This window comes from Bacillus cereus group sp. BfR-BA-01331 (assembly GCF_022663915.1).
Taxonomy (GTDB): Bacteria; Bacillota; Bacilli; order Bacillales; family Bacillaceae_G; genus Bacillus_A; species Bacillus_A mycoides.
In genome coordinates this window covers 171,915-197,033 of record NZ_JAKUGJ010000003.1, presented here as the reverse complement: position 1 = coordinate 197,033, position 25,119 = coordinate 171,915, and the positions used below count along the sequence as shown (strand labels likewise).

The following is a 25,119-nucleotide window of genomic DNA, read 5'->3' as shown; positions in this document are numbered from 1 at the left end:
CGGGGGTATGAGTGTGAAAAAAGATTGGATTGCTCCTCTTGCTTTATTATTTGTCTCTTTTATTTGGGGAGCTACGTTTGTTGTCGTCCAAAATGCTATGTCTTTCGTTGGTCCATTTACTTTTAATGGGATTCGCTTTTTATTCGCTGGAATTATTTTATTATTCGTTCAAATGATTTTCTCACAAAAAACTTCAAAACAAGATATAAAACAGAGTAGTCTCGCTGGATTGATTGTTGGATTCTTTTTATGTGTTGGCTATTTATTACAAACATTCGGCTTACTTTATACAACCTCTTCAAAAGCTGGTTTCTTAACTGGACTTAGCATCATTATGGTTCCAATCCTATCTTTTATCTTTTTAAAACAGCGGGCTACAATTTTCATCGTACTTGGTATTGCTGTAGCAACAGCAGGTTTATACTTATTAACGGCTGGTGATTCTTTTCAATTAAACATTGGAGATATACTCGTTCTCGGTTGTGCAGTTGCTTTTGCTGCCCATATTCTTGTTAACGGTTTCTTTTCTAAGAAAATATCACCTTTATTACTAAGCACCTCTCAAGTATTAGCTGTCGGTATATTTTCTTCTATTTGCGCTTTTTTGTTTGAAGATTGGGAAAAATTATTTTCAGTTTCACTATGGACGAATCAATCCTTTTTATTCGCTCTATTTCTAACTTCCCTATTTGCGACATCAATTGCCTTTTTCATTCAAACTTCTGCACAAAAACGCACTTCTCCAACGAGAGTAGCAATAATCTTCGCAATGGAGCCTGTTTTTGCAGCATTAACAGGTGTTCTAGTTGCAAACGAACAACTTTCTATTTCTGCCATTATCGGTTGTTTATGTATTTTCCTAGGCATGGTTTTTGTTGAGCTACCTTCCAAAACAAAAAAAGAAGCGCAGGCTGCGTGAAGTTATGCTTGTAACTTCCGCATAAAAGCCTTAGCGCTTTTTTTATCTGTAATTTCTTCTTCTTTCAATCGTTCTAATAACGCAACAAAATAACTGCCATCAAACTGTAATTGATGTTTAATTGTCGCTTCTATTGCTGCGTTCACAATTCCATCAGATGCACCAGTATATCCTTGTCCGAACATAATAAACCCTTGTGCTTCCTCTGATAGTTTAAATCCTTTCGTATGTAAGAATGAAAGATAATCTTCTACTGTTTGCATAATATTCCCACCTACTCAAAAATTCTCCACTTCTTATCATACATGTTTTTACACGTTATGAGAATGAAATTTCTTTGACAACTTTGTAAATCAATCGTCTACTTCGTTAACAATGGAGGATTTCCTTACAACATGAAGGAATACGTACAGTGGCACTTATTTTATATTAAAGGGGAGACACGATGAAACAAGCACTATTAATTATCGATGCTCAGCAAGAATTAATTGATGGAAATGAACAAGAAAATGAAGTTTTCCGTAAAACCGAGCTATTAGCAACACTAAATACCGCTGTACAGCAAGCAATAGATTCAAATGCCCTTATTGTCTTCGTAAGAGATACTGATGTTGCTTCTGGTACAGGAGAAGGATTTGAAGTACATAATCAAATTAAAGTACCTCAGTCTGCAATCCTTATTAATAAAGCAGCAACAAACTCATTCTATAGCACTTCTTTACTTGAACTTTTAAAAGAAGAAAAAATTAATCATATCGTTATAGGTGGATGTAAAACAGAGCATTGCATTGACACCGCAGTTAGAACAGCTACTGTACAAGGATTTGACGTTACATTAATTAAAAATGGTCATTCCACAACTGATTCTGACGTATTGTCTGCAGAGCAAATTATTGGTCATCATAATAAAACTCTACACGGTCATTATAATGTTGATCATTTTTCTATGGTGAGAGATATCGAGGAAGATCTCTTTCAGCCAACTCACGACCAATATCGTGATTAGGTTTAACCACAAAAAAGAATCCTTTACTTTATAAGGATTCTTTTTTCATCCGAAAATTTGTGCTGCAATACTATATAATTCTCCATTTCTTTTCAAAAATCGATCTCTATTTTTCATCATAATTGGCGGTGTATTAACCTTTTGAAAACCGCTAATCTCTAACTCTTTCACGAAATCTTTCTTTCCTTCTGGTACATCCATTCTTAATTTCCCATTATGCCCTTTTGCTAAGTAATGTACAATTCTCATTGCCATCGCATCATTTTTAGCAACTACCGGTCCTATTATTTTATTTTCTGACGTTTGTAAACTCAAACCATATCCTAGTACATTTTGTTCTTTATCCTTCTCAACGATACACTGTTCACTTTGCATAATTCTTTTCTTTAAAAACGCTTTTCTATTTGTTCCAAACGCACCTTCATCTATTTGTATTATTTCTTCTAAATCACACTCTTCATAATTCATCATATACTCTTTATTTCCTACACATGTATAATTCGCATTGTACGAGTTACATATGTATTTAGAAACATAACTAACAGCCCTGAATCCTAGTTTTTCATATAAAGGCTTCCCCTCATCCGTAGCAATAAGCATAATTGGAGTTTGAGTTGATACGCTTTTAACGCATGAATCCGTTATCGCCTTTCCAATCCCTCTCCCTTTATAATCTGGATGTACAATCACCATTCCGATAGACGCTAATGTCTCCCCGTATAATATAATTGCCGCGCTTGCAATAAGCTCTTCCCTCCCATTTACCACACCATATACAATACCTGAATTAAAAATCGTTTCAATTTCTTCTCTGCTATAATCCCAGCCAATATAAGAAGATAATGCTACAATATCCTCTGTTTTTTCTCTACTAAGACGCTCCACTCTAATTTCCAATTCAATCATTCTCCATCTCCTTATCTAGACATTTAAATCATTATTATCAAATCAACTTGTACATGTTTCCCTTTACCAGTCACACGCATATCCTATTTTGACCAAGACTATATTGTAAATGAGGTGACAACATGCCCATTACGAATCGATTTTCTACCACCACTAACGGCGCACTGGCTATTACAGGAAACACACTAGGTTTAAGTAAAATTAGCAATCTAAACCGTGCTGGTACAATCGGTGCAATTGGTGCATTCGTAACTACGAATACCGCTTTACAAGTAACTACTTTTCCTGCGGGTACAACGTTAAACTATACACAAAATAGTTCTACCGCTATTTTGAATATCCCTGCTGGCAGTACTATTCTTTACGCAGAACTCGTTTGGGGTGGAAACTATTTATCTCGGGATCAAAACATTACGAGCGTATTAGGAAACCCCGTTTCTTTTACAACACCTGTGTCAACATACTCAATTACCCCTTCGGCTGTTACAGCTTCAAATCAAACTTTCGTTTCTGGATCTGTCACATTTGGATTTTATACACGTTCAGCAGATGTAACGTCACTCGTTCAAGCTGCTGGATCTGGATCTTATACAACAGGTTCTGTTCCTGGACTTGTAGATCCTTTAGACGCTTCTAATGGAGCAATCAACTCTGCTGGATGGACGCTTATTGTCGCTTATCAAAACGGTTCCTTACCCGCAAGAAATTTAACAATTTACGTAGCTGGTAACCGTGTTTCTGTAGAAACCGGTAGTGCAGATGTATCTGTCTCAGGGTTTTTAACACCTGCCGGGGGACCTGTAAGCGGGAGATTATTAATAAGTTCTACTGAAGGGGATGCTGATTTAACTGGGGATCAAGCTTTATTTGGACCAAATTTCAGTTCATTAAATGCATTATCTGGGCCAAATAATGCTGTAAATAATTTCTTCGGTTCCCAAATTAATAATGCTGCTGGAAATTTAGATACAACTGGAACATTTGGCACGAGGAACCAGAGTGCCTCTACAGCTACAAATATCTCCGCCGGTCGGCAAGGTTGGGACATTACTTCTATTGATATTTCTCCTTATTTAACAAATTCCCAGGTCTCCGCCGCAATCCGTTTAACAACGAACGGTGACGCATATATGCTAAATACAGTTGGTTTACAAATTGATATTAATTCACCTAATATACAAGCAACAAAAAGCGTAAATAAAAGTGTTGCTACAATTGGCGATATTCTAACCTATACAGTTACTGTCCCTAACACCGGTCTTCTTCCTGCAAATAACGTTACTTTTACAGACATTCTCCCTAACGGCACTTCCTTTATACCTGGCAGCGTAACGATAGATAATGTACCACAAACAAACGCAAATCCTGCCGCTGGTATTTCTCTTGGAACAATTAATAACAACGCTTCTCGTACAGTGACCTTCCAAGCAACTGTCGTTTCTCTTCCAAATCAAAACCCTATCTCTAACACCGCTAACATTACGTTTCAATACACACCAATTGCTGGGGGAACAACTTTTAACGGTCTGGCAACGAGTAATGCTGCCGGCACACAAATTAACCTTGCAACTATTAATGGAACTAAATCAGTTAACAAACTTTTTGCCGATATTAGTGATACGTTAACTTATAGTATTTCCTTAGCTAATGCAGGAAATATCGCTGCTACAAATGTTATATATACGGATCCCATTCCAAACGGGACTACTTTTATTCCAGGTAGTGTAACTGTTAACGGCGTTATTCAAGCTGGAGCAAATCCTGCTAATGGTATATCCGTTGGGACTATTGCTGCAAATTCTACTACTACCATTTCATTTCAAGTATTCGTTCCTTCTATCCCCCAAACAAATCCAATATTAAATAGTGGTACAACAACATATCAATACAATCCTGTACCAAATCTGCCTGCAGTAAGTGGTACTAATACGACTAATACCGTCTCTACTCAAGTGAATAATGCTACGGTAACTATGGCAAAAACGGTGGATAAAAACTATGCGGATATTGGAGATACACTGACTTACACTGTTGCCTTTACGGGTACAGGTAATACGAATGCGAACAATGTTATTTTTACAGATGCCATTCCTACAGGAACAACTTTTGTCCTAAACAGTTTAACAATAGATGGCACGACACAGGTTGGTGCGAATCCCGCTAATGGTGTGAACATAGGTTCCATCCCAACTGGTACGACAAAAAACGTTTCATTTCAAGTAGTAGTAAACACAATACCTCCAGCAAATATCGTATCTAATGGATCAAGCGCTTCTTATCAGTATACTGTCAACCCTAGTCAATCACCCGTTACGAAAAACATCGCTTCTAACGTCGTTACCACTCAAATTAACAATGCGAATTTAACATTAACAAAATCGACAAATAAACAATTTGCTACAATTGGAGATACAATCAGTTATACAGTCCTTATTACAAACAGTGGAAATACTGCTGCAACGAACGTACAGCTAACAGATCCACTTCCAAATGGAACGATATTGACTCCAGGTACTGTAACGCTAAACGGCGTTTTGCAAAATGTAACTTCTCTTATTGCCTTACCTATCGGTACAATTCCTGGCGGAGCTACTTTCACCTTATCGTTCCAAGTAACAGTCATCAACATTACCTCCCAAAATCCTATCATTAATAATGCTTTCGCCTCTTATATTTACACTGTAAACCCAAGCCTGCCGCCAACTTCAAAAACAGCAAATTCTAATTCTGTTGCCTCAACAATTAGACTAGCAAATCTACATGCTATAAAATCTGTAGATAAAACATTTGCGGAAGTTGGAGATGTATTAACTTACACCTTTGCTCTTACAAACAATGGAAATGTTGCGGCGAACAATGTATTACTATCCGATTCAATTGCAAATGGTACTTCCTTCGTACCGAACAGTGTTATAGTTAACGGTGTTACTCAGCCGGGCGCAACACCAGCTAGCATCAATATTGGTAGCATCAATGCTAATACTACAATTACAGCTTCATTCCAGGTATTAATAACTAGTATTCCAAACCCAAATCCTATTTCGAATAGTGCCTCCATTTCCTATAACTTTATTGTTGATCCAAACGCTTCACCTGTAAGTAAGAACACTACTTCAACCACTACATTTACTCAAGTAAACGATGCAAATGTCATTTCAGCCAAAACAGTGGATCGAGCGTTCGCTACCGTAGGGGATATATTAACTTATACCGTTATTTTAACGAATGCAGGAAGTGTTTCTGCTGATAGTCCTACTTTCGTAGATACGAATCCAGACGGTACTACCTTTATCCCAAACACTTTCCTTATTAATGGTGTGCTCCAAAATAACGCAGATCCAAATATAGGTGTTCCGTTACCTTCCATTCCTGCTAACGGCTCACTTACCGTCTCTTATCAAGTAACTGTCACCTCTTTACCAGCACAAAATCCAACAATAAATTCATCTAGTACACAGTATAGCTTTATTCTAAATCCTGGCGATCCACCAATTATAGAAACATCTTTAAGTAACACTGTAAGTACACAAATTAATTTAGCAAATGTAATTATTGTCAAACAAGTAGATTTAACTATTGCTGATGTTGGGCAACCAATCACATATACAATTTCCTTAGCTAACCTTGGCAATACTACAGCAAACAATGTTATTGTTACCGATATAATCCCTCCCGGCACCACTATCGTACCAAATAGTATTTTTATAGGTGGCGCTTTACAGCTAGGTGCAGACCCAAGTACCGGCCTTCAAGTCGGCTCCATTCCTGCTGGTGGTTTTACAACGATTGTTTTTCAAATAAGTGCAAATGGGCTACCTTCACCAAATCCAATTCAAAATAGCGCTTCACTTCAATATAGCTTTATCGCTGATCCGAGTTTACCTGCTGTTGTTAGAAACGCTGCTAGCAATATAGTAACTACACAAATTAATACTGCTAATATTGTTGCTACAAAACTAACGAGCACAAATTTCGCTGATGTTGGTGATGTCATATTATATGCGACTATTTTAACAAATAACGGGAATATCCCTGCTTCTAATGTAACGTTTACAGATATCATTCCAGCGGGTACCCTGTTCATTCCTAATACTGTAACGATTAACAATGTCCCTATAGCAAATGCAAATCCTGCTAACGGTATTTTGATCGGTACGATCGGGGCGAATTCATCACGTACCGTTTCATTCCAGGTTTTTGTACCAAATATCCCTGCTGTAAATCCGATTACAAATCAATCAGGCACAACATTCCAATATACGTACGATCCATCCAAACCAGCTGTAATGCAGATGGTGGCTTCTAACACGGTACAAACAACAATTAATAACGCTACGATTACCGCTGCAAAATCTGCAGATAAACAGTTCGCTAACGTAAATGATATTATTACGTACACGACTACTTTAACGAATAGTGGGAACACTCTTGCATCAAACGTGATTTTTACAGATGTAATTCCAAACGGGACATCGTTTATTCCTAATAGTGTAACAGTAAATGGGAATATACTTCCTAATGTAAATCCAGCGAATGGGATAGCAATTGATCCAATAAATCCGAATGCAAATACGATAATTTCGTTCCAAGTACAAGTAAATTCCATCCCGAATCCGAACCCAATCCCTAATCAAAGTAATATAGCATACCAATATGTCGTAAATCCTAACTTACCTCCAGCATCCGCCAATGCGTTAAGTAACGTAATAACAACTCAAATTAATAACGCTACGATCGTCGCTACTAAATCAGTGAATACACCGACAGCTGCAATTGGAGATATCGTTACCTATACGATTGCAGTTACAAACACTGGAAATATCCCTGCTAGTGCAAATGTTTTAACGGATGGGCTTGGCGCAGGAGCTTCATTTATCCAAAACTCCGTAACTATCAATAATGTTCCACAACCAGGATTAGATCCATCACTTGGTATTCACTTAGCAGATATTCCACCAGGTAATACTGTATTTATTGCTTTTCAAGCACAAATTTTAGCGATACCGCCTAGTGGCACATTAACAAATAACGCCCTTGTAAATTATGAATATACAGTGAATCCAAACCAATCACCTGCTGTTGGTAGTACAATTACAAACACAACGGTTACTCCAATTATTGATGCTACTCTATCTATAAATAAAACTGTCAATTCAACATTCGCTACTATTGGAGATACACTTACTTTCACTTCTACCATTACTAATTCCGGTAACACTACCGCAAACAATGTTATTTTTACAGATTTAATTCCAGATGGTACAACGTTTATTCCAAATAGTTTTACAGTAAATGGAACAACCATTCCTAATGCAAATCCACAAAATGGTATCAATATCGGTAATATAAATTCAAATGCATCAGTTATACTCAGCTTTCAAGTAAACATTACAACGATTCCAAATCCTAATCCAATCCCTAATAAATCATCGCTTCAATATAGTTTTATTGTAGATATTAATGAACCACCTGTTTCACGAACAGTTAAATCCAATAAAACTTTTACACAAGTAAATACTGCTTCCGTTATCGCAACAAAAACTGCGAGCAGTGCATTTGCTGCTGTTGGCGATACAATTACGTATACAACTACTCTCACTAATAACGGAAATACAACTGCAAACACACCTGTTTTTATCGATATATTACCACTTGAACTTTCATTCGTCCCTGATAGCGTACAAATTAATACCATCCCACAACTCGGATTTAGGCCAGATAGCGGGGTTCCTTTAGACCCAATTCCAGTTGGAGGAACGACAACCATTACCTTCCAAGCCATTGTCGGTTCAATACCAGCTTCAAACCCTACGATGAACCAATCTAGTACAACATACTCTATCATTGTTGACCCTACCGAGCCGCCTGTTACAGAAACGGCTACTAGTAATCCGGTCTTAGTTCAAATAAATGAAGCAATTATTCAAGCAACGAAAAGTGTGGATCGTCTATTTTCTGACGTAGCACCTGGAAATTCATTTTTAACGTATACTGTTTTATTAGAAAATATAGGGAACACGACTGCTACTCATATCATTTTTACAGATCCGATTCCAAATAATACAGTATTTATAGAAGATAGCGTTCGAGTAGGTGGGGTTTTATTACCTGGAGTAAATCCAGCGAATGGGATACCAATTGGGGATATTATTGCAGGAGATTTTATAAACGTCACCTTCCACGTGCAAGTAGTTAGTATTCCAAATCCAATTTTCACAATTGGGCCTGGGGGACCAAACTCACCGGTTGTAAACGGTGCTTCTATTAATTATCAATTTATGACAGGACCTAATTTACCACTCGTTTCACGAAGTACAACATCCAATTCTGTTTCGACACAAATAAATTCCGGAGAAATTATAGCGGTTAAATCCGCGGATAAAAATTTCGCAACGATCGGCGATACAATTTCTTATACAATTACATTAAATAACCCTGGAAATGTCACTTCACAAAATATAATTTTCACGGATATTTTGCCTAATGGAACGACATTTATATCTGGCACTCTTATAAATGATTCTGGTACGCAGCAAATTGGCAATCCGGCAAACGGGATTCAGATTGGAAATATAAATCCAGGTGGTACGGCTACTATTACGATAAATGTCCTTGTGACAAACATTCCAAGTATAAATCCAATCTCTAATTCTAGTTCTGTACAATTTCAGCATATTGTCGATCCAAGTCAACCCGCTATAACACAAACCGTTTCATCTAATACCGTGACTACGACAATAAATAGTGCAATATTAACTACAACAAAAAGTGCTGATAAATCTATAGTTTCTGTCGGAGATACAATTACGTATACAACGACTATTACGAATACTGGTAATACACCCGCAACTAATATAACATTTACAAGTGCTATTCCAGCTAGCACTACATTTATACCAAATTCAGTCACAATAAATGGAGTTCAACAGCCTGGTGCGCAACCAGCACTTGGAGTAAATATACCCAATATCGCTCCTGGCCAAACAGTAACTGTTACTTTCCAAGTAAATGTTATTTCTATTCCACCTTCAAGTTCGATTATGGGTAACGATACAATTTTATATTCTTATACTGTCGATCCAAACGGTGCTCCTGCTACTACTTCTACTTCAACGAATATTGTTACAACCCCTGTATTAGATGCTATGATAACGATGGTAAAATCGGTCGATCAAACGCTTGTAACACTAGGTGATACCATTACCTATACGACAATTTTAACGAATAAAGGTAATACAAATGCAACTAATATTACTTTCATTGACCTTATACCAGATGGCACAACATTTATTACTGATAGTGTTACAATAAATGGCATCACACAAATTGGTCTTAACCCTAATACAGGTATAACGATTGGATCAATTGCTCCTAACAGCTCAATATCTATAGCATTTCAAGTTACCGCTACTACCACCCCTGTTCAAAATCCCATTGCCAACTCCGCTACTGCTTCTTACACATTTATCGCTGATCCAAATGCACCTATTGTTTCAAGAAATGTTACTTCAAACACAACGTTTACTACAATTAATACAGCTACCATTCTTTCATCAAAGCAAGTTGATAAAGCCTATAGCCACATCGGAGATACACTCACTTATACTGTCACTTTAACAAACAACGGAAATTCCTCCGCACAAAATGTTATTTTCACAGATACAATGCCGAGCGGAACTACATTTATCACAAACACATTTTCTATCAATGGAATTCCTCAAAGCGGTGCGAATCCAACGAATGGTGTAAATATTGGTCCTATAACAGCTGGGGCTACAGTAAATGTTTCATTCCAAGTAAACGTGACCTCATTACCAACCGCAAATCCAATTGTAAATTTCTCATCGACATCGTATCAATTAGTCTCACCACCTGATGCAGAAACTTCAATTAGTAATCCTGTTTCAACGCAAATTAGAGAAGCTATATTATCCATGACGAAAAATGAAAGTGTATCCTTTGCAGATATCGGGCAAACTGCCTTTTATACTACTTCTATTATCAATGTAGGCAATACCGATGCAACTAACATTGTATTCACAGACGTATTACCAAGTGGACTCACATTTGTTCCTAGCACATTAACTGTCGATGGCATTTTACAACCTAATGCGGATCCAAATACAGGTGTATTACTTGCAGCACTTCCACCAAATGAAATATATAGTATCGTCTTTCAAGTTACAGTGAACAGCATTCCACCTATTAATCCAGCACCGAATACAGCATCAACGACATATGAGTTTACTGTTGATCCAGGTAATCCGCCGGTATCGAATACAGCTAGCTCCAACACTACACTTCTTCAAATAAACAACGCAAATATTATTAGTACAAAAACAGCAAATCTTACTTTTGCGGATGTTGGTAATACAATAACATTTACACTTAACCTTCCTAATACAGGGAATGTGGCTGCAACTGATGTAACTATTATCGATATTCTTGATAGCAATTTAAGTTTCATTCCAAACAGTTTCACAGTTAATGGGCAAACCATTCCAAACGCTGATTTGTCTACTGGTGTAAACATAGGTTCAATTAATGGGGGTAATACGGCAATCGTTACATTCCAAGCAACTGTTACTACACTTCCAACACTTAATCCAATTTCTAATTTTGCTTCTACCACATATCATTATGTCGTTGATCCTAGCCAGTCACCTATTACAACTTCCAATCAATCGAATACAACGACAACCCAAATTAATAGTGCTATCCTTACTGCACAAAAAAATTCAAATGCGGAAACGGTAGATATCGGGCAGGATATCGTCTACTCCGTTACAATTACAAATAGCGGAAATGTTAGTGCAACGAATGTTATTTTTACCGACCTTATTCCAGCCGGAACTTCCTTTGAACCGAATAGTTTTACACTTAACGGCATTAGCATCCCAAATGCAAATATAATTACAGGTGTTCCAATTGGTGATATCGCGCCAAACCAATCTGTCATCGTAGCATTTCATATTAATGCCAATGAAATTCCGCCTATAAATCCAATTTCCAACCAAGCTAGTGTGAGCTTCCAACATATCGTTAATCCAGCAAATCCTCCAGTTTCAAAAAATATTACTTCTAACAACGTTACAACAAAAATTGAAAGTGCTATTTTAAACACTATTAAAATAGGAGATAAAGCTTTTGCAACTATCGGTGATACGATTACGTATACAACTACTATTACGAACACAGGAAACATTCCTGCTAACAACGTTATTTTTTCAGATCCTTTACCAACATGGACACAATTTGTTGCAGGATCAGTTGTTGTTGATGGCACTCCATTACCATCCGCTTCTATTATTAGCGGTGTTGGCATAAATACAATAACTCCAAATCAAATCGTAACAATCATATTCCAAGTTCAAATTGTAAGCAATCCAACAACGTTCACACCTGAACTCCAAAACTTAGGATTTGTTAACTTCCAATATAACGTAGGCAATTCATTACAAGCCCAGCCTGGTAATGTGGAAACGAACGTCTTCGTTACTTCTATTAATTCAGCGATACTTTCAGCTGTAAAAACTGCTAATACAGCCTTTGCAAATATCGGAGACACAATCACTTATACAGTTTTGATTCAAAACAGCGGCAATACAAACGCTACGAATTTAAATTTCTCAGATCTTATTCCAGCTGGAACGACCTTTGTTGAAAATAGTTTCTCTGTAAATGGAAGTATCATTCCAGGGGCAGATCCAAATAACGGGGTTAATATCGGAACCGTTAGTACGAACAGTTCCTTAACTGTTACTTTCCAAGTCATGGTTGCATCTACTCCACCTTCAAACCCAATTACAAACGTTGCATCTATTCAATTCACATTCATTGTTGACCCGGCAGCTCCTCCTGTTACAAGCACAATAAATTCTAATGGCGCTTCAACACAAATTAATAACGCTACCGTTACTACTGTTTTAGAAGCAAATCGATCAATCGTATCCATCGGAGATATAATTACGTATACAGCAACATTAACAAATACCGGAAACTTCCCTGCAAATTCTGTATTGCTCATAAACGGAGTTCCTGTAGGTGCAGTATTCGTTCCAAATAGCGTTACGTTAAATGGAATGTCACTTCCAAATGCAAGTCCAACTCTCGGTATTCCAGTTGGTATTATCGCACCAGGTGATTTTGCTACTATTACGTTCCAATTTCTTGCAAGCTCTATTCCACCGCAAGGGGCGATTATAAATCAAGCCATTACAAGTTACACGTATATTGTCGATCCAAGTCAACCTCCAGTTACAGCAACATCCTCATCTAATACGGTTAATACAGCTGTCGTTGATGCATCGTTATCCGTAATTAAAAATACAGATTCTCTCGTACAATCTACTAACGGTACAATCACTTACACAGTAGTCGTTCAAAATAACGGAAATACAACTGCAAATACAGTTAATTTAACAGATTTGGTCCCAGAAGGAACTGCATTTATTCCTAATAGCGTGACCATTAATAGCGTTTCCGTTCCAGGTGCCGATCCAAACGTAGGGATACCATTAAACGCCATCGCGCCGTCAGAAATCGTGACCGTCACATTCCAAGTTATCGTTCAATCCATTCCAAGCGTGAATCCAATTTCTAATACAGCCCGTATTGACTATACTTTTATCGCCGATCCAACCTCTCCTATCATCTCTCGTACAATTACTTCTAATCCAGCATCCACACAAATTTCAGATGCGACTATCATTTCTTTAAAAGCAGTCAATGCACAACAAGCAACAACTAGCGATATTTTGACCTACACGATAACATTAGAAAATAACGGAAATATCTCAGCAACTAATCTCTCATTTTTAGATTCTACTCCAAATGGGACTACATTCGTAGAAAATAGTTTTACACTTAACGGAACAGCTATACCTGGTGCCAATCCAAACGTAGGTGTTACTTTGCCTAACCTTGCAGCAAACGCTACTCACCTTATTTCGTTTCAAATTCTTATTAATAATTCATTCTCGCAAGATTCTATTACAAATCAATCCAATACAACATATACAATTCAACCAGATCCAAGCCAGCCGCCTATTACTGAAACATCTACAAGTAATATTGTCATTACAAATTTTGTGCAAGCACAATTGACAATTACAAAAACGTCCAATCCAATAACTGTAGATATTGGCGGAACTATACTTTATATTTCTGAAGTGAAAAATATCGGCAATGTTGACGCAATAAATATTATTTTTACAGATTCTATTCCAGCTGGGACTACATTCGTTCCCGATAGTCTCACAATTAACGGTGTCCTGCAGCCAGGTGTAAATCCAGAAAACGGAATACCGATTGGAACGATTCCAGCAAATAGTTCAAAAACGATACTATTTCAAGTGCAAACAAACAATCCACCTACTGAAACCGAAATTGTAAATCAATCTTCTGCAAATTACCAATATGTAAGTATTCCTACAGCTCCACCGGTGAATCGCTCTGCAAATTCTAACATTGTTACAACATCACTTCAAAATGCAAATATTATTTCTGTTAAAAGCGCGGATGTAACTTTCGTATCAATTGGGCAAATTATTACCTACACAAATACACTACAAAATATAGGAACCATTCCAGCTAACAATACCGTGTTTATTGATAACATTCCAGAAGGTACTATATTCATTGAAGATAGCTTATCAATAAATACTGTGATTCAGCCTGGCGCGAATCCTGAAAACGGAGTAACTCTCAGCACGATACAACCAAATGAAACAGTCACTATTTCATTCCAAGTACAACTTACAAATATACCGTCCGGCAATACAGTCATTAATATTTCAGACACTTCGTACGAATACCAAATTGACCCTAGCTCTCCGATTATTCAGCGTAGATCGTTATCAAATGCAGTAAACACGGAAGTGCGGACGGCAAATATTAGTGCAATTAAATCCGCCAATAGATCCATTACACGCATCGGTCAAATTATCACATATACAGTCGCCGTTACAAACGCTGGTACAGTACCTATTACAAATACTCTCCTAATTGACGCAATTGCAGCTGGCACCACATTCGTTCCAAATAGCATCCTTGTAGATGGCATACCAAGACCTAACGAAAATCCAATTACCGGAATCACCCTTGATATTATCCTTCCAAATAATACGATTATTGTTACGTTCCAAGTAAATGTAGTCTCTATACCTTCTCAAAATAACATTAATAATATCGCTGTCATTCACTATGAATATCAACCGGATCCAAGCTCACCACCAATTTCAGAAACGACCTCTTCCAATAGTACAAATATACAATTTATTGACGCTATTCTTATCGCTACAAAATCCGCTAATAAAGTATTAGCTAATATTGATGAAATCATTGAATATACAGTATTAATCCAAAATAACGGATCCACTACAACTAACTCCATCTTTTTTACAGATACTATAGAAGATGGAACAGTATTTATTCCGGGAAGTGTAATAGTTAACAATACTGTACTTCCTGCAGCAGATCCGAATATCGGCTTTTCCATTGCTAATATCGCGTCAGGTCAATCGACAACAATAACATTCCAAGTTTCCGTTACGAATTTACCTGCTGTAAATCCAGCACCTAATACTGCAAACATCGTCTACGACTTTATTTTCAATCCTGACTTTGCACCAATTCAAAAATCTACTACTTCCAATACTACTTTCGTTCAAATTAATGACGCTGATATCGTTTCACTGAAAACTGTTGATTTAACTTCTGTAACGATTGGTGACATTTTAACTTATACAACAACTTTAACGAATACAGGGAATACAGATGCTACTGCTGTTGTATTTACAGACAATATTCCTGATGGAACAACCTTTATAGACGGTAGCGTTTTAGTAAATAACATTCCGCAGCTTAACGCCAATCCAAGTACCGGTATACTTGTAGGAACGATTGCTCCTGACATTTCTATCCCAGTCACATTTTCTGTTACCGTCGTAGCTCTTCCAGCTAGCGGCCATGTTCAAAATCAATCAGCTTCCCGCTATACAATAAACGGGGAAGAACAAATATCGACTAGTAATATTACCTTCACTGAAGTTATTTCTGCTAATGTAATTGCGACAAAAACAACGCCAATCCAATACGCTGACCTACAAACTATTATCCCTTATACAATTTCCATCATAAATAACGGAAATATACAAGTGGAAAACATTATCGTTACAGATATCATCCCAGCAAATACGAGCTTTATAGAGAATAGTGTTATTGTAAATGGCAACGCTCGGCCAAATGACAATCCACTTAGCGGTATACCAATTGATAACATTCCGCCTAATACGACAGCAACTATTCTATTCCAAGTCCGGGTTATTTCGATTCCGCAAACAAATCCAATCTCTAACACGAGTGCAATTGAATATGAATACACGGTACCAGATCAACAACCTATTACCGAAACTATTATTTCATCAGCTGCTGTAACAGAAATTAATCATGCGAATTTGACTAGTAATAAAGCTGTTGACCTTGCATTTGCAACGGTTGGTGATACGTTAACGTATACAATTACATTAAATCAAACTGGTAATGTTGCAGCAAATGATGTAATCATTCAAGATATTATTCCTCAAGGTACTACGTTTATAGAAAATAGCGTCATTGTCAACGGAGAAACTCTTCCGGGAGTTAATCCAGTAAGCGGCATACCAATTGGCACTATAATTGTAGGTGGAAATACTATCGCTTCATTCCAAGTAACTGTAACTTCTATTCCAACACCAAATGAGCTCAACAACAAAGCAATTACTACTTTTAACTATATAGTCAATCCAAATAACTTACCTGTTACAAATACGACTACAACAAATACTGTCACAACAACTGTCCAAAATGATAATGTCGTTGCCATAAAATCTGTTAATGCCACGAATGCATTACCTAGTCAAACTTTAACGTATACAATTACAATTACTAATAGTGGCAATGTAACGATTGAAGATCTTTTCGTTGTAGACACCGTACCAGTAGATACAACCTTCGTTACTAGCAGTGTTACGATTAACGGAATCAATCAACCGAATGCGAATCCTGAAAACGGTATTACATTAGGAAACCTTGCTCCTAATGAATCTGCTATCATTACGTTCCAAGTAACAATATCTTCTTCGACTCTTCAGCCTACAATTAATAACAATGCTTCTGTTTCCTATACTGTTATCCTTGATCCGAATGAACCACCTATTATAATTACAAAGCAAACAAATACCGTTACAACAACACTCATTGATCCAATGGTGCGCATTGAGAAAACCGCTGACAAATCTATTGTCGTTATAGGAGATATTATTACATTCACATTAGAGGTATTTAATAATTCCCCAATTCCTACAGTAAGTACTTCCGTTTTAGATATGATTCCATCTGGTACAACATTTATAGAAAACAGCGTAACAATTAACGGTACTTCGGTTCCAAATATTCGTCCAGACACTGGCATTAATATCGGCGCTTTACCTGCAGATGGAGTAGCAACTATAACATTTAAAGTTCTCGTAACTTCTATTCCTTTAAACAGTGCGATTATCAATTCTGCAACCGTTACAGCTGCTTTCCAATTGACACCACAGGATCCAATTATTATTTTCACTGTTAATTCGAATATTGTTCGTATACCAGTTCAATTTATAACGGCAGCAGTGATAAAAAATGCTTCCGTTAGCTCAGCTTATTTAAACCAATATTTTGATTATACAGTGCGTATTACGAATACTTCCGAGATTTCACTTTCAAATATTTCATTACAAGACACCATTCCAGCAGGTTTACAATTTATGAACGGTACGGTCTTCATTAATGGGGAACGCTCTCCACTAGCGAATCCGAATATCGGTTTCCTAGTCGCTACTAATTTGAAACCGAACGAAACAATTATCGTATTATTCACAGTACAAGTGATAAGTCCACCTATTAATAATGAATTTAAAAACACGGCAAACGTTTCTTTACAACTTCAAGTCTCTCCTACCGATCCACCAATCACAGTAACCATTACAAGTAACGAAAACATCGTCACCTTTATTCCAGAAAATCCAGATGAAACACTTCCAAATTTAAATTGTTTCTTTGACGGTGAACGTTTCATACGCATTACTCCTCGAAATATACGAAATTACTTTTGGACTTGGATTTGGTGGCGTTAATCAAAAAAGAAAAAGCTTGTAGTTCGGATAATATCCAAACTACAAGCTTTTTTCATAAACAAAATTATCAATTGCTAGCAGCACTATATGCTACATGTCGTTTCTCAATCCGTTCTTCAATTTCTTTCATATTCTCTTTATTAGTTAGTAGGGATTGTTTATTTTCTATTAATAATTGTTTAAAGGATTTTCTCACTTTTTTTCGCATGTTTATTTTCCTCCTTGGGGGATGGTTTATATAAAAGATAACTTGAAACTTTAATTAATGAGAGGATTTACCCTCACTAATTATTAGCCTACATCAATCGGGCTTTTACAGGGAGTTACTCTTCCATCATCACTCTTTATTCAGCTATAATACTGAGATAGAAGTCCTATCTCCCGTTAATGCGGGATAAGAATTTATCTGTGTGTCCTTATAATAGTTGATTGTTGTGAATTCCATTTGAACTTCATATGAAAATTCCGTTTATTTTCTGACAACTTTGTGAACAAAAAAAGAAAGGTTAATCAAAAATATATTTGATCAACCTTTCCATGCTCTTTAAAGCATATTAATTAATATTTCAGGTCTTCCCCAATTCATTTCGTTACAAACAAAGCGTAGTTTTTCTTCGTCCATTGTGTGTAACCCTTCTTCTAACGAGCATGAAATTGGAACTTCACAATGAATTTGCGCTAATTGTAAAGAGATATTTAAATTCTCTAAATCACTTTCAATTTTTGTGCGCTGCGCTTTCGTTAATGATGCTATATTTTCTAGCACTGCCGATACTGTCCCGTATTCTTGAATAAGCTTATACGCTGTTTTTTCACCAATACCTTTTACACCCGGATAATTATCACTTGTATCTCCCATGAAAGCTTTCGCATGAACAATTTGCCAAGGTTCTACACCTTTATCTTCCATGATTTTTTCCGGTGTGTAATACTCGTAATTTCCAATTCCTTTACGAAGAAGCATAACTGTAACATTCGTATCAACAAGTTGAAGTAAATCTGTATCACCTGTCAAAATATAAACTTCCGCTTCATTGCAATATTGTTTTGCAAGCGTACCGATACAATCATCCGCTTCATAACCTTTCATACCGATTACAGGCATAGATAATTTCGCAGTCATTTCTTGCACTAAATCAAATTGCGGAATTAATTCTTCCGGCGGTGCTGCACGATTTGCTTTATAATTCGAGAAAGATTCCGTTCTAAATGTCGTACTTCCCATATCCCAGCACGTTACAATGTGCGTTGGTTCGATTGCTTGTGTTGCTGTTAATAAATGCTTCATATAACCATGAATCCCATTCGTCGGGGTACCATCTTGTCGTTTCATAAATTGTCCATATACACTTGTTGCGTAAAAAGCACGAAATAATAGTGCCATACCATCAACTAATAATACTTTTTTCATAATTCCTCTCCTACTAACAAAAAATAATAACCTCACGTTATCACGTAAGGTTATATATAGATTACCATTCTACGTTTTTGTTCAACTTTGTCTATTATACATTGTTTTTGTATATTTAGCATCATTAACACATTAAGACATTCTACCACAGCAAGTATGAAGTATTCCTGAATACGTATTTTTACCTGTCGAAACAACTACAGCCTTTGCATTTCCGTCAACAATATACGTACCTTTGAAACATACATTTTCAAGTTCAAGTGGATTATAGTCTTTCATCCGTTTTAATGGAATAAATCGTTTACGTTCAAGATGATAGCAACTTTCAAATTTCTCAATACTAGCATCATTTCCTGTCAGCATAGATTCATTTACTAATAAATCATTTGCATAAATAATACGTACATCTGCCGGCACTGTATCGCCCTCTGAAAGAAAAATCATATCTCCAGGTACAAGCTCTTGTATTGGTAATTTCATCATTTTCAGTTCACTGTTTAGCCCTGTTACGCTAGAAGCTTCTACTCTAGAAACAGTAACTGTTTCACATTGTAATTCATCACCCATATTTTGTTTTGAAAGACCTGGGATCATTCCACTTAGCTTCATCATTACTTCCGCAATACGCGCTCTTTTTGAAGTTAATTCATTTCGACCGTATACTTGAATACGCTTTTGTGCCTCTTTCATAGATAGTCCGTCTCTTGTTGTTTTAAAATACGCAAATACAGATTTTACATCTCTTGTTGCGATTTCAATTAATAAATCTTTATTTTTTTGAAGCATTGTTTGTTCTTTCATTGCTTTTTTACTTAATTTATACGAAGTGTTACCCACACTTTTATTTACATATAACATATTATCGTCTCCTCCTTTACAACATAGGAAGAAACGCTTTGTTTCTCAATTTATCCACTTTACCGTGAAAGTGTCTAGCGCTTAAATACTCGAATAAACGCTACATTACGATAAATATAGAGGGAGGAACAAGTCGTTTCCTGCCTACATCATATATTTTTGATTTGAAGTATATGGGTAACGGAACCGAGTCAGAATTTGACATGCTCCTCACCTCCTCTTTAATTTTTTAGTTATAATCTATACTATGAAATTACTCATAGCTTGCTAACAAAAAAGACCCTTACTCATAAGAGAGCAAAGGTCATTGCATACACAAATAAGCGATTCCTAATATAATACAATTAGAAATCTACGGACCTCTCCCTCGCCGAGTTTTAGCACTGTATAGCATAGGTTCATTACCAGCTACGTTAAGAAAAACCTTAATTCGATCATTCCTGTTGACCCATTGGCGTCTCTCGACATTTTTGGGCAGTAGCATTTCTCTATACAGGAGCCTCACCTAACAGAGACTTATTATAATTACATAGAAAATGTTACTCTTATTTAAAATAGATGTCAACACTTTGTATGGAAACTTTTCCTTTTATTACAACAACTATCTCGAGTTTAGTACACTAATACGTATTCTGCTCAGCGTTCGGCTACATAAATTAATTGAACACATATTGCAAGAAATTAGCACATGAAAAATAAAACCCTTACGTTAAAATGTAAGGGTTTTAATATGTTATACAACCAGCAATTACAATTCCGATGGAAAGTGATAAAAACATAAGGAAAAGACCAACTGCTTGATTATCTTCTTCAAGGCTTTTATTAATATTAAAACGTGGTGTAAGCCATTCCGCTAAATAAAAGACAATAATTTGAGCTAATATCCCAACAGCCCCCCATGAAACCATATCAAGAATTGAAATAGAATTAGCAGCCGTTGAATATAAAACGATAGCAAGGCCAAGTAGTCTTCCTCCAAGTACATAGCTTACCGCTTTATTTCCTTGAGCCATTAACTTAAATTCCTTAACTTTCGTTGTCACTTCCATAAGAAAAAGACCGATACATAAAAGTGCAAGTGATACTGCTAAATATAGTAAAAAATTAATCATTTATTTTCCTCCTTCTTAATACCTACCGGTAAATAATACGATTCATTTCCCGTAATTTTTTCTCCAGCACGTATACCGATGCTACTCGCTTTTCCAGCAATTAAAAACGCCCCAAACACGTACGAAAGCTTCTCAATTCCTTTTTCAGTTTCCAAAAACACAACTGGAAGATCTGTATATTTCTGAAATATAGGAAGTGATGATTTATACGTTTCATGTGCATTTCGAATCATAACATTCGTATCCTTATCACGAATCGTAATCGTGTCACCTTCTCTACCGAACGAAGGTTTTTGAACGAAAGGACTTTTCCAAAAAAATAAATCTGGCTCTAAATATGTAGGAAGCATATATTCTTTAATCCATTTTTGTTCCTCACTTGTGTAAAAAGCACCTTCTTCTGCTAATCCCCAAATAAGACATTGAATTGATTTTGGCTGAAGTAAAAAGGCCGACAAAGGATTTATAATACAAAGCTTTCCTTCTTTTACAAGTTGCAAGAGTTCCACTCCCACCAAATCCCCAGTTTCGGGATCTTGATCTTCAATCAAGTCTTCAATTGGATATGTTTGGCGATATAAAATATCAATTGGTACACCATCTCTATCTACTAAAGCATCGGCTGTAATTCTAAGTTCTGTCATTGGCATTACTTTATTCTCAACATGACATAGCCCACTCAAATACATAGTCGTATTCCAATCTTCTATATGTTCATGATGAGCTGTGAAAACAACATTTGGATCTTCCATTCCTTTTGCAAACTCCATTACGGCTTTTGTAATACCAGAAGAAAGTAAGCGCTCTTGATTTGCATTTGGATTATCATATCCTAATTCTTCACAAACTTTTCCATTCATTTGAAAGCATTCCACAATAAAAGTCGGAGTGTCACTATTAAACTCAAGCATTTTAATACGATTATCATCTGTTAAAGCAAAATCAAATCGTGAAATAACAGATTCAGGATACATTCTTTTCAGTCTAATAAAAGGCAAGCTTGCAGTTGGAAAACCGAGTTCAAGAAGCTGTTCATTAGATAAATTCCGAAGAATTCTAGCAGTCTTAAAAAATATTTTCCCCATTCTTTCAGTTGCTACTTGTAATTGTTTCATCGTTTGCTCTGTTATCGGGAAAACATGAAACAAACTATATTCACATTCATATAAATCCGACCAGAAATGAGGATAATTCGAATAAAATTCTTTTCGTTCCTTTATGTATTGCGACATATTTTAACCTCCAAATCCACCTTTTGAACCGCTTCCAATTCCACCTTTAAATTCGGCCGAAGATTGATAAGTTTTAAACTCTGATGAATTTTTGAAGGCGGATTTATTTTGATAGTATGTACCACCATAAAAGTAATGTCCACGATAACCTGAACTACTATCATCACACTGCCAAACACCAAGCTCATCATCCCAATCCCAATCAGAACAACTATTATCATTCGGTTCAGGGGGAATATCTTGCGCGCAGCCAAATAAAGTGCCCGTCATTAAAGATGTTAGGACACCACCTACTAGCCATTTCGTTTTTGTCACCTTTGCACTCCCCTTTTAAAATTATATTTCTATTATATAAGATACCATGATAAAGTAGAAGAAAAAGGAAGGAGAGGGATAAAATGAGATTGGAATATCGGCTCAATGATGAAACTAACGGGTATCCGGCTTTATGGAACTACACAAATATTTCTAATTCTGAAATTGTCGCGCGCATGACTTGTGAATATTTTACAAAAGATAGAAATACATATGTCGTTACTGCAACTTCAGTAGATCCAGACGGGACAGCAGTGTTATATATACAAAAAGAAGTTTTTTTCAACGACCCTTCAGATCCTACATACTCGCACATAGGTTTTGAAATTAGGGAACTAAAGGAAACAAGCTCAATTATGATAGAAAGTAAAGATGTTTGGAATTACGAGGATATCTTACCCTCTCTCCATTCAGATATTATATATATTCAACAGGATAGAATACATTTGGAATTCACCCTAGATTCAAGAGAAATTGATGAAGACCGCAAGTGCTATATTTATTATGGGAACTTTACAGGTAAATCGAGATAACATGAGCATATATATTCAACAAAAAAACCTTACGTATAAAACGTAAGGTTTTTTATATAGTCCCACATATGCCGTTATCTATAGATGTCCATAAACCTGCTCTCACAGGTGGATGTCCTCACAAATGTTTGTAACTTCCTTCTTAAAAAGATGGCCTGCTATCTACATTTAAATATTGAACTTCCATATTATACTTATTGGTTTAAGACATACACAAGCTACGTACACCGTAGGAATTTTATATACTATTAGTTGAAATAAGACCCCCGCAAGTGCCGTCTCTCGTAAATGTCCAAAAACCCGCTACTCGCAGGTGGATGCCCTCACAGTTACCGTATATCTTCCTCCACAAGGAAGGCTTGATAATGGTCACTAAATATTGAGCTTCCGTAAAACTAACATCGGTTTTAGACATAAATAAGTTACGCACACCGCAGGATGTATTATTTACTTGTCGTTATATTATCACATTGTTTCCAATGTGTAAAATATAATATTTTTGAAGCAATCTCTTGCTTGTGACCTTATTTTAATACAAATTATTTTTGCATGCAAGTGATTAATCTTCTTCTTTTGCAATTTGATTTTCTGGATAAGAAATCCAATCACTCCAGCTACCTGTATACAACTTAACATTTTGAAAACCAGCTAATGTTAATGCAACTATGTTCGGACACGCTGTAACACCAGAACCACAATATACGATTGTTTCCTTCTCTTTATCAAGATTTTGGAAACGCCCTTGCTGTTCCTCTTCGTTTTTAAAGTGTCCCGATTCTAAAATCCCATCTTTCCAAAAATAGTTTACTGCCGTCGGAATATGCCCTGCCTTCGAATCAACGAGCTCTTCCGCACCAGCATAACGTTTTGGTTCCCTAGAATCAATTAATGTCATATTTGCACCTGCACGAATTTTCCCTCTCACATCTTCCATCGTTACAAGCATATTTTCTTGTATTTCCGGTATAAAAGGTTTTCGTGCAATAACTGGGATATTCGGCGTTGTGTGTAATCCATTCTCTTTCCAAGCTGGAAATCCACCGTCTAATATATACACTTTCTCATGTCCTACATAGTTTAATAACCACCATAAACGAGAAGCCATTGCACCAGCTTGACTGTCATACGCAATCACTGTCGTATGTTCATCAATCCCGGCCTGTGAAAGCTTGTCTGCAAACTCCTCAATATTTGGCAACGGATGGCGGCCACCATGTTCTGCTACAGGACTTGATAAATCTAAATTTAAATCAAAATATAACGCATGAGGAATATGTTCTTCCTCATACTTCTCTCTACCCCAATTAGGATTCGCTAAATCAAATCGACAATCGATTATACGGACATTCTCATCTTCTATATGCTCACGTAACCATTCGACTGTAACAACCATCTTTAACGACCTTCTTTCTCTTGCAAACGACCTACATACTCCATAACCATATCTTTTGTAACAAGTTTACGCTGCAGTGCAACGCCATTTTTTGCAAGTTCATTAATTTGCTTTGTTACAACATTAATGACATCAACCGAAAATTCTTTCCCATTTGACGCAAGAGATACGGCTGCTTCAATAGCTGCTTCACGCTGCGCATCTAATTGTAAACATGCTTTTACACTTTCATTTTGTTTACGAGAATGTGCTGTAATTGCTTTATGTACTTCCATCTTC

14 protein-coding genes, 2 other RNA genes and 1 riboswitch are annotated in these 25,119 nt (G+C 36.5%); of the genes, 4 read left to right on the top strand and 12 right to left on the bottom strand.

The genetic code is table 11. The features are described 5' to 3' along the window. The first annotated feature begins 13 nt into the window (after positions 1 to 13). Positions 14 to 919 carry a DMT family transporter gene (locus MR155_RS07715; protein ID WP_242309109.1) on the top strand — a complete coding sequence of 302 codons (906 nt, stop codon included), beginning with the start codon at positions 14 to 16 and terminating at the stop codon, positions 917 to 919. Between the two features lie 2 nt (positions 920 to 921). Here MR155_RS07715 and MR155_RS07710 read toward each other — a convergent pair whose 3' ends face one another. Further along, on the bottom strand, positions 922 to 1,182 hold the full coding sequence (locus MR155_RS07710; RefSeq protein ID WP_001195212.1) for a DUF6123 family protein: 261 nt from the start codon (positions 1,180 to 1,182) through the stop codon (positions 922 to 924). A gap of 182 nt (positions 1,183 to 1,364) precedes the next feature. On the opposite strand from MR155_RS07710, the gene MR155_RS07705 reads away from it, so the two are divergent. After that, positions 1,365 to 1,925 carry an isochorismatase family protein gene (locus tag MR155_RS07705; protein WP_242309107.1) on the top strand — a complete coding sequence of 187 codons (561 nt, stop codon included), beginning with the start codon at positions 1,365 to 1,367 and terminating at the stop codon, positions 1,923 to 1,925. Between the two features lie 45 nt (positions 1,926 to 1,970). Here MR155_RS07705 and MR155_RS07700 read toward each other — a convergent pair whose 3' ends face one another. Continuing rightward, the gene (locus MR155_RS07700) at positions 1,971 to 2,831 is read right to left on the bottom strand and encodes a GNAT family N-acetyltransferase (protein WP_242309105.1); all 861 of its coding nucleotides are present in this window, start codon (positions 2,829 to 2,831) and stop codon (positions 1,971 to 1,973) included. 122 nt (positions 2,832 to 2,953) lie between these two features. Between MR155_RS07700 and MR155_RS07695 the strand changes: the two genes are divergently transcribed. Next, on the top strand, positions 2,954 to 17,986 hold the full coding sequence (locus tag MR155_RS07695; RefSeq protein ID WP_242309103.1) for a DUF7507 domain-containing protein: 15,033 nt from the start codon (positions 2,954 to 2,956) through the stop codon (positions 17,984 to 17,986). Between the two features lie 67 nt (positions 17,987 to 18,053). Here MR155_RS07695 and MR155_RS07690 read toward each other — a convergent pair whose 3' ends face one another. The 6 genes from MR155_RS07690 to MR155_RS07665 all read right to left on the bottom strand — a co-directional run bounded on the left by MR155_RS07690 (position 18,054) and on the right by MR155_RS07665 (position 22,914). Continuing rightward, positions 18,054 to 18,194: an FbpB family small basic protein gene (locus MR155_RS07690; RefSeq protein WP_001228051.1), complete on the bottom strand. Its 141-nt coding sequence runs from the start codon at positions 18,192 to 18,194 to the stop codon at positions 18,054 to 18,056. 336 nt (positions 18,195 to 18,530) lie between these two features. Beyond that, positions 18,531 to 19,397 carry a 5'-3' exonuclease gene (locus MR155_RS07685; RefSeq protein WP_113937083.1) on the bottom strand — a complete coding sequence of 289 codons (867 nt, stop codon included), beginning with the start codon at positions 19,395 to 19,397 and terminating at the stop codon, positions 18,531 to 18,533. A 132-nt stretch (positions 19,398 to 19,529) separates the two neighbouring features. Continuing rightward, positions 19,530 to 20,255 (bottom strand): P-type ATPase actuator domain-containing protein, encoded by a 726-nt coding sequence (locus MR155_RS07680; protein ID WP_113937082.1) that lies wholly within the window; start codon positions 20,253 to 20,255, stop codon positions 19,530 to 19,532. Between the two features lie 354 nt (positions 20,256 to 20,609). Further along, a riboswitch (M-box (ykoK) riboswitch) is annotated at positions 20,610 to 20,775 on the bottom strand. A 205-nt stretch (positions 20,776 to 20,980) separates the two neighbouring features. Continuing rightward, positions 20,981 to 21,367 (bottom strand): DUF350 domain-containing protein, encoded by a 387-nt coding sequence (locus MR155_RS07675; RefSeq protein WP_219301840.1) that lies wholly within the window; start codon positions 21,365 to 21,367, stop codon positions 20,981 to 20,983. After that, on the bottom strand, positions 21,364 to 22,599 hold the full coding sequence (locus MR155_RS07670; RefSeq protein ID WP_242309100.1) for a glutathionylspermidine synthase family protein: 1,236 nt from the start codon (positions 22,597 to 22,599) through the stop codon (positions 21,364 to 21,366). Before MR155_RS07670 ends, MR155_RS07675 begins: the two co-directional genes overlap by 4 nt. A 3-nt stretch (positions 22,600 to 22,602) precedes the next feature. Further along, positions 22,603 to 22,914 carry a hypothetical protein gene (locus MR155_RS07665; RefSeq protein ID WP_113937080.1) on the bottom strand — a complete coding sequence of 104 codons (312 nt, stop codon included), beginning with the start codon at positions 22,912 to 22,914 and terminating at the stop codon, positions 22,603 to 22,605. Between the two features lie 83 nt (positions 22,915 to 22,997). Between MR155_RS07665 and MR155_RS07660 the strand changes: the two genes are divergently transcribed. Beyond that, on the top strand, positions 22,998 to 23,447 hold the full coding sequence (locus MR155_RS07660) for a hypothetical protein (protein WP_113937079.1): 450 nt from the start codon (positions 22,998 to 23,000) through the stop codon (positions 23,445 to 23,447). Between the two features lie 55 nt (positions 23,448 to 23,502). Here the strand turns inward: MR155_RS07660 and ssrS (MR155_RS07655) are convergent. From ssrS (MR155_RS07655) to MR155_RS07640, 4 genes are all read right to left on the bottom strand, one after another. Beyond that, positions 23,503 to 23,686, bottom strand: a non-coding RNA gene (ssrS, locus tag MR155_RS07655) — 6S RNA. Between the two features lie 21 nt (positions 23,687 to 23,707). Further along, positions 23,708 to 23,890, bottom strand: a non-coding RNA gene (ssrS, locus tag MR155_RS07650) — 6S RNA. A gap of 116 nt (positions 23,891 to 24,006) precedes the next feature. Next, complete coding sequence (locus MR155_RS07645; RefSeq protein WP_242309099.1) at positions 24,007 to 24,840, bottom strand: sulfurtransferase; 834 nt, start codon at positions 24,838 to 24,840, stop codon at positions 24,007 to 24,009. A 2-nt stretch (positions 24,841 to 24,842) separates the two neighbouring features. Next, a complete protein-coding gene (locus MR155_RS07640; RefSeq protein WP_113937077.1) occupies positions 24,843 to 25,115 on the bottom strand; it encodes a YpbS family protein in 273 nt (90 codons plus the stop codon). Between the last annotated feature and the right edge of the window lie 4 nt (positions 25,116 to 25,119).